The organism is bacterium (genome assembly GCA_027622355.1).
Classification (GTDB): Bacteria; UBA8248; UBA8248; order UBA8248; family UBA8248; genus JAQBZT01.
The window spans coordinates 1-6,772 of the sequence record JAQBZT010000168.1; the positions used below are offsets into that span (position 1 = coordinate 1).

The 6,772-nt window shown below is 64.4% G+C and carries 6 protein-coding genes; all 6 read left to right on the top strand.

What is annotated here, in order from left to right; all coding sequences use genetic code 11:
• Positions 1-1,053, top strand: a 1,053-nt coding sequence (gene purB, locus O2807_10180) for an adenylosuccinate lyase (protein ID MDA1000862.1), incomplete at its 5' end; no start/stop codon positions are given.
• An 80-nt stretch (positions 1,054-1,133) separates the two neighbouring features.
• Entirely contained in the window at positions 1,134-1,847 is a 714-nt protein-coding gene (locus tag O2807_10185; protein MDA1000863.1) for a phosphoribosylaminoimidazolesuccinocarboxamide synthase, read from the top strand.
• Positions 1,848-1,878: 31 nt separating this feature from the next.
• Complete coding sequence (purS, locus tag O2807_10190) at positions 1,879-2,160, top strand: phosphoribosylformylglycinamidine synthase subunit PurS (protein ID MDA1000864.1); 282 nt, start codon at positions 1,879-1,881, stop codon at positions 2,158-2,160.
• On the top strand, positions 2,160-2,852 hold the full coding sequence (gene purQ, locus O2807_10195) for a phosphoribosylformylglycinamidine synthase subunit PurQ (GenBank protein MDA1000865.1): 693 nt from the start codon (positions 2,160-2,162) through the stop codon (positions 2,850-2,852). The genes purS and purQ overlap by 1 nt, the downstream gene beginning before the upstream one ends.
• Positions 2,849-5,089, top strand: a complete 2,241-nt coding sequence (gene purL / locus O2807_10200) for a phosphoribosylformylglycinamidine synthase subunit PurL (GenBank protein ID MDA1000866.1) — start codon at positions 2,849-2,851, stop codon at positions 5,087-5,089. Before purQ ends, purL begins: the two co-directional genes overlap by 4 nt.
• Positions 5,089-6,531 (top strand): amidophosphoribosyltransferase, encoded by a 1,443-nt coding sequence (gene purF / locus O2807_10205; protein ID MDA1000867.1) that lies wholly within the window; start codon positions 5,089-5,091, stop codon positions 6,529-6,531. Before purL ends, purF begins: the two co-directional genes overlap by 1 nt.
• Positions 6,532-6,772: the final 241 nt, after the last annotated feature.

Genomic DNA, 6,772 nt, shown 5'->3' on the forward strand with positions numbered 1-6,772 from the left:
AGCCGTTACGTCCACAAGGGGCTCACCAGCTCCGATGTGCTCGACACGGCGCTGGCCCTGCAGCTGCGCGACGCGACGGACCTCCTGCTGGAGGGGGTGGACCGGCTGCTAGCGGCGACGCGGGTGCGCGCGCTCGAGCACAAAGACACGCTCATGATCGGGCGCAGCCACGGGATCCACGCGGAGCCGGTGACCTTCGGCCTCGTCATGGCGCAGTGGCACGAGGAGATGCAGCGTGCGCGCGTTCGCCTCCTACACGCCCGAGACGAGATCGCCGTCGGCAAGCTCTCGGGTGCCGTCGGCACCTTCGCCCAGACCCCTGCCGAGTATGAGGTGCGGGTCATGGCGCGGCTCGGGCTGGCGCCAGAGCCCGTGAGCACCCAGGGTGGACAGCGTGACCGTCACGCCGCTTATTTCTCGACCCTGGCCGTCGTGGCGGCCTCCCTCGAGAAATTCGCCGTGCAGGTCCGTCACTGGCAGCGCACCGAGGTCTTGGAGGCCGAGGAGCGCTTCTCCCGCGGTCAGAAGGGCTCGAGCGCGATGCCCCACAAGCGCAACCCTGTGCTCAGCGAGAACGTCTGTGGCCTCGCGCGGCTCGTGAGGGGCCACGCGCTCGCGGCGCTCGAGAGCGTGGCGCTCTGGCACGAGCGCGACATCAGCCACTCCTCGGTGGAGCGCATCATTCTTCCCGACAGCACGATTCTGGTGGACTACATGCTGGGCAAGCTGATCGACCTCATGGATGGGTGGGTCGTCTATCCCGAGCGGATGAAGGAAAACCTCGACCGGTCACACGGCCTTGTCTTCAGCGAACACGTCATGCTCGCGCTGATCCGCACGGGAATCACGCGCGAGGAGGCCTATGCCCGCGTTCAGGGGCCGGCGATGGCGACCTGGAACGAAGGCGGCGATTTTCAGGAGCGCCTGCTGCGCGACCCGCAGGTGGGCGGGGTGCTCGGGGAGGCGGCGCTGGCGCGCTGCTTCGACCTGGAGGAGCATTTCAAAAACGTAGACGCCATATTTTCAAGGGTATTCGGGGAGGGTTCCCCTTAGCCATTTTCGCTCCCCCCTATGGTAGTATCACCACTCCCCAGGGGGGAGATTCATATTTTCCAGGCACGGGAGAGCGGCGAATGGAACAAAGAGAAAAGCTCTACGAGGGCAAGGCCAAGATCCTCTATGCGACGGATGACTCGGCCCTTCTGATTCAGTACTTCAAGGACGACGCCACCGCCTTCAACGCCAAAAAGCGCGGCTCCATCGTATCCAAGGGCATCTTCAACAACCGGATATCCACGCGCCTGTTCGAGCTTCTCCAGGCGCAGGGCGTGGACAACCATTTCGTCAAAAATCTCTCCGAGCGCGAAATGCTCGTGAAGCGCCTGGAGATCATTCCCATCGAGGTGATCATCCGCAACTACATCGCCGGTAGCCTGGCGCGCCGCATGGGGGTCGAGGAAGGCGAGAAGCTCCCCCACCCCATTGTGGACCTCCATCTGAAGGACGACGCACTGGACGATCCCCTCATCAACGAGGACACGGCATCGGCCTTTGCGCTCGCCACCCGCGAGGAGCTGGCCCACATGCGCGCTGTGGCCTTCAAGGTCAATGATTTCCTCATCAAATTCTTCGGCGATCGGAACATTGACCTCGTGGACTTCAAGATCGAGTTCGGCCGCTGCCCGGCTGAGGGCGGCGCCCTGCTGCTCGCGGATGAGATCACGCCCGATGGGTGCCGCCTCTGGGAAAAAGGCACGGGCCGGAAGCTCGACAAGGACAGATTCCGCCGCGATCTCGGAGACATCGAAGCGGCTTACGCCGAAGTGGCCCGTCTCGTCACTGGCTGAAAAAACATCCGCGGCGGAGAGAAAAGAACGAATGGCGAGAGCCTCGGTATACGTCACTTACAAAAAAGGGGTGCTGGACCCCCAGGGGGAAACCATCAAGGGCGCCCTCGGCTCGCTCGGCTTCGCCAGGGTGCGCTCGGCCCGCGTCGGCAAGTACATCGAACTCGAGCTGGACGACGCCCCCCGAGAGGATATTCGCACCGAGATCGAGAAAATGTGCCGGGAGCTTCTCGCCAACCCGGTCATCGAAGATTTCCGAATTGAGTTTTCCGAAGACGAAGCATCCAACGCACCGCCCGAAGCGCGAGAATAATGCGATTCGCCATCATCGTTTTTCCCGGCTCGAACTGCGACCATGACTGCTACCACGCGGTCGAGCACATCCTCGGGGAGTCGGCCCTGTTCGTCTGGCACAAGGAGGCCGACCTCGGCGATGCCGACGCCGTCATCCTGCCGGGCGGCTTCAGCTACGGCGACTACCTCCGGGCGGGCGCCATCGCCCGCATCTCGCCGGCCATGAAATCCGTCATCGCCCACGCCCGCGAGGGGCGCCCCGTCATCGGCATCTGCAACGGCTTCCAGGTGCTGACCGAGAGCGGCCTTCTGCCCGGCGCCCTCCGGCGGAATGCCTCCCTGAAATTCATCTGCGACAACATCTGGATGCGCTGCGAAACCTCCCGGACGCCCTTCACCCGCGGCATCTCTCCGGGCGAGCGCCTCCGCATGCCGATTGCGCACGGCGAGGGAAACTACTACTGCACCCCGGAGGAGCTGGAAGAGCTCAAGGCGAACGATCAGATCGTCTTCCGCTACTGCAACCCCGAGGGCGACATGAGCAGCGAGTCGAATCCGAACGGCTCCCTCAGCCACATCGCCGGCATCTGCAACCGCGAGGGCAACGTGGTCGGCCTCATGCCCCACCCGGAGCGCGCCGCAGAGGCCGACTTGGGCGGCACGGACGGGCTCCGGCTCTTCACCTCCGCCCTGGCGGCGGGTGTCCCATGAGCACCGTTTTTGAGAACCCGGCAGCCGATCTGGCGCTCGCACTTGAGCACGGCCTAAGCGAGGAGGAGTGGGAGCGCATCGTTTCCCTCCTGGGGCGCGCGCCCAACTTCACCGAGTTGGGCATCTTCTCGGCCATGTGGAACGAGCACTGCTCCTACAAGAGCAGCCGCGTCCACCTGAAGAAGTTCCCCACAAAGGGCCCCCGCGTCCTCCAGGGCCCCGGTGAGAACGCCGGCGTCGTCTCCATCGGCGGTGACATCGCCGTCGCCTTCAAGATGGAGAGCCACAACCACCCCTCCTTCATCGAACCCCACCAGGGCGCCGCGACCGGCGTCGGCGGCATCATCCGCGACATCTTCACGATGGGGGCCCGCCCTATCGCCCTGATGGACAGCCTCCACTTCGGCGACCTCGATGACGCCCATATGCGCTACCTCCTCGGCGGGGTCGTCTCCGGCATCGCCGGCTACGGCAACTGCATCGGGGTTCCGACCGTCGGCGGCGAGACCCGCTTCCATCCCTGCTACCGGGGAAACATTCTGGTGAACGTGATGTGCCTCGGTGTCCTGCGGGCGGACAAGATCTTCCGCGGGAGCGCCTCGGGCGCCGGCAATCCGGTGATCTACGTCGGGGCGGAGACCGGAAGGGACGGCATCCACGGCGCCTCGATGGCCTCGGCCGGGTTCGACGATCAGACCGGGGAGAAGCGTCCCACGGTTCAGGTGGGCGATCCGTTCAAGGAAAAACTTTTGCTCGAAGCCTGCCTGGAGTTGATGAAGAGCGGCGCCATCATCGGGATACAGGACATGGGGGCGGCCGGCCTGATCTCATCGAGCGTCGAGATGGCCGGGCGGGCCGGAACGGGCCTCGTTCTGCGGCTCGACAGCGTACCCACCCGCGAGGCGGGCATGAACGCCTACGAGATGATGCTCTCCGAAAGCCAGGAGCGGATGCTCATCGTGGCGAAAAAAGGGCACGAGAGCGAAGTGCGCGACATCTTCGAGCGCTGGGACCTCCCCTCGGCCGTTGTCGGCGAGGTCACGAAGGACGGCAGGCTTCGCATTGAGATGGAGGGCCGGAGCATGGCCGACCTTCCCGTCGGGGTGCTCACCGATGAAGCGCCCGCCTACAACCGTCCCAAAAAACGGGCGCGCGGCCTTCCGGCCACCGACCCGCTCGAAACCCTCCCGCAGGAAGAAGACCTCGGCGCCGGGCTCCTCGAGATGCTCCGCCACCCCAACCAAGCGGACAAAAAACCCATCTGGCGCCAGTACGACTACATGGTCCGGACAAACACGCTGGCCCCTCCCGGCGGGGACGCGGCCGTGATCCGCATCAAGGGAACGAAGAAGGCGGTGGCCCTGTCCACGGACGGAAACGCGCGCTACTGCATGCTCGATGCCCAGCTGGGCGGCTCCCACGCCGTGGCCGAGGCGGCCCGGAACGTCAGCTGCACGGGAGCGACCCCCATCGCGATGACCAACTGCCTGAACTTCGGAAACCCCGAACGGCCCGCCGTGATGTCGCAGTTCGCGCTCGCCGTCGAAGGGATGGCGGCCGCGTGCCGGGCGCTGGAGGTTCCGGTCGTAAGCGGGAACGTCAGCTTCTACAACGAAACGCACGGCATCGCCATTTACCCGACCCCCGTCGTCGGGATGGTGGGGCTGCTCGATGACGCCCGAAAGCGCGTGGGCGCGGGCTTTCAGCGGATCGGCGATGCGGTCCTGCTTCTCCATCCCGCCGGCGAGTCCCCGCTTCCGGAAAACGGCGCCCACGAGTATGTCTACATCCGCACCGGAAGGGAGGGGGGCGTGCCGCCGCCGCTCGATCTTCGGGCGGAGGCAGCGGCGCAGGGGGTGATCCGCGAGGCCATCGCGAAGGGCTATGTCCGCTCGGCGCACGATCTCTCCGACGGCGGGCTGGGGCTGGCACTGGCCGAGTCATGCCTTCAGGCCGGGGGCCGGCTGGGCGCCGAGGTCCGCCTCCCGGAAGGCCCGGGACGGCCCGATGGCCGCCTGTTCGGCGAAACGGCTTCCCGGATCCTGGTCTCTACTCCGCCTGAATCGGCCCGCTTCCTGCGCGATTTGGCCGAATCGCGAGGAATCGGCTCCACGGAACTGGGACACGTGGCGGAAAACCGCCTTCTGGTGGAAGATGATGATGGAACACTGCTCGTCGGCTTGGATTGGAACGCCCTTCACGATGCCTGGCACGGCACTTTGGCGGAGCTGCTCTGATGCCCCTGGATGAAGAACATTTCCACGATAAGTGCGGGGTGTTCGGAATATTCAACCACCCCGAAGCCGCGAACATGGCCTACCTGGGCCTTTACGCCCTACAGCACCGGGGGCAGGAAAGCGCCGGCATCGTCGCCTCCGACGGCGAGCGCGTGCACTCTGAAGTGGGCATGGGCCTGGTGGCCGATGTTTTCGATGAAAACCGCCTCTCCGCCCTTCAAGGCCACATCGCCATCGGCCACAACCGCTACTCCACCGCCGGGCGCTCGAACATCGCCAACGCGCAGCCCTTCATGGTGGACCACTCCCGGGGCGTCATCGCGCTCGGCCACAACGGGAACATCGTCAACGCAGGCGCCATCCGCCAGGAACTCGAAACGACGGGTTCCATCTTTCAGAGCTCCTCGGACAGCGAGGTCATCCTTCACCTGATCGCGCGCTCGGAAGAAGATGATATCGAGGGTGCCTTCGCCGACGCCCTCAACCGGACGCAGGGCGCCTTTTCCATCGTGATGATGACGCGCGACAAGCTTTTCGGGGTGCGCGACGCACGCGGCTTCCGGCCGCTCATTCTCGGAAGGATGAAGCAGCCGCAAGACGGCCTCTCCTGGGTGCTCGCGAGCGAAACCTGCGCCCTCGACCTCATCGAGGCCGAATTTGAGCGCGAGATTCTGCCGGGAGAGCTGGTCGTCATCGACGAAAACGGGGTGCGCAGCCGCTTTCCCTTCCCCGAGGTGGAAAAGTGCCAATGCATTTTCGAGCACATCTACTTTGCGCGGCCGGACAGCGTCATTTTCGGAAACAACGTTTACCGCGTCCGCCGGCAGCTGGGGGTGGAACTGGCCCGCGAAAATCCGGTGGACGCAGACATCGTCATTCCGGTTCCGGACTACGGCCTCGCGGCTGCGCTCGGGTATGCGGAAGAATCCGGGCTCCCGTTCGAGATGGGCCTCATCCGCAACCACTATGTGGGGCGGACCTTCATCGAACCGCAAAGCTCGATCCGGCACTTCGGCGTCAAGGTGAAGCTCAACCCGACGAAAGCCTACATCGAGGGAAAGCGCGTCATCGTGGTCGATGACTCTATCGTCCGCGGAACGACGAGCCGGAAAATCGTCGAAATGATCCGGCGGGCGGGCGCCACGGAAGTGCACATGCGGATCACCTCGCCGCCGATCACCCATCCGTGCTTCTTCGGAATCGACATGCCGACCCACGAGGAGCTGATCGCCTCCTCGAAAACCGTCGAGGAAACGCGGGAATTCATCACCGCCGACTCGCTCGCCTACCTCTCCCTCGAGGGGCTTCTGCGTTGCGTCGCGCCCCGCTCGGAGGACTTCTGCTCCTCCTGCTTTACGGGGAACTACCCGATTGCGGTCGAGTCGAACGACCCCCAGCTTTCCCTGTTCCGCGAGCTTCGTACCTCCGAGCACCGGGTCTAGGTCGGGGAATGCCGGGAAATTATTGAAAATTGCACATTTAGCGGCGAATTGCTATAATTCTGGAGTTATTCGGATCCGCCCTTAAACCATTGGACATCATGCGCGAAAGACTCGTTCAGGGTCTCATATTGTGGATTTCGATGATCGCCCTCGGCTGCACCGCCCTGGATATGCCGAATGCGAAAATTCCCTCTGCTCCGGCAGTTGCGCCAGCCATCGCCGCGCGCCCGCAGCGCCAGCC

What these genes read in the sequence shown, in the direction of transcription:
- O2807_10185 (MDA1000863.1), top strand. Translation starts at nt 1,134, where the DNA reads ATGGAACAAAGAGAAAAGCTCTACGAGGGCAAGGCCAAGATCCTCTAT.
- purL (MDA1000866.1), top strand. Translation starts at nt 2,849, where the DNA reads ATGAGCACCGTTTTTGAGAACCCGGCAGCCGATCTGGCGCTCGCACTT.
- purQ (MDA1000865.1), top strand. Translation starts at nt 2,160, where the DNA reads ATGCGATTCGCCATCATCGTTTTTCCCGGCTCGAACTGCGACCATGAC.
- purS (MDA1000864.1), top strand. Translation starts at nt 1,879, where the DNA reads ATGGCGAGAGCCTCGGTATACGTCACTTACAAAAAAGGGGTGCTGGAC.
- purF (MDA1000867.1), top strand. Translation starts at nt 5,089, where the DNA reads ATGCCCCTGGATGAAGAACATTTCCACGATAAGTGCGGGGTGTTCGGA.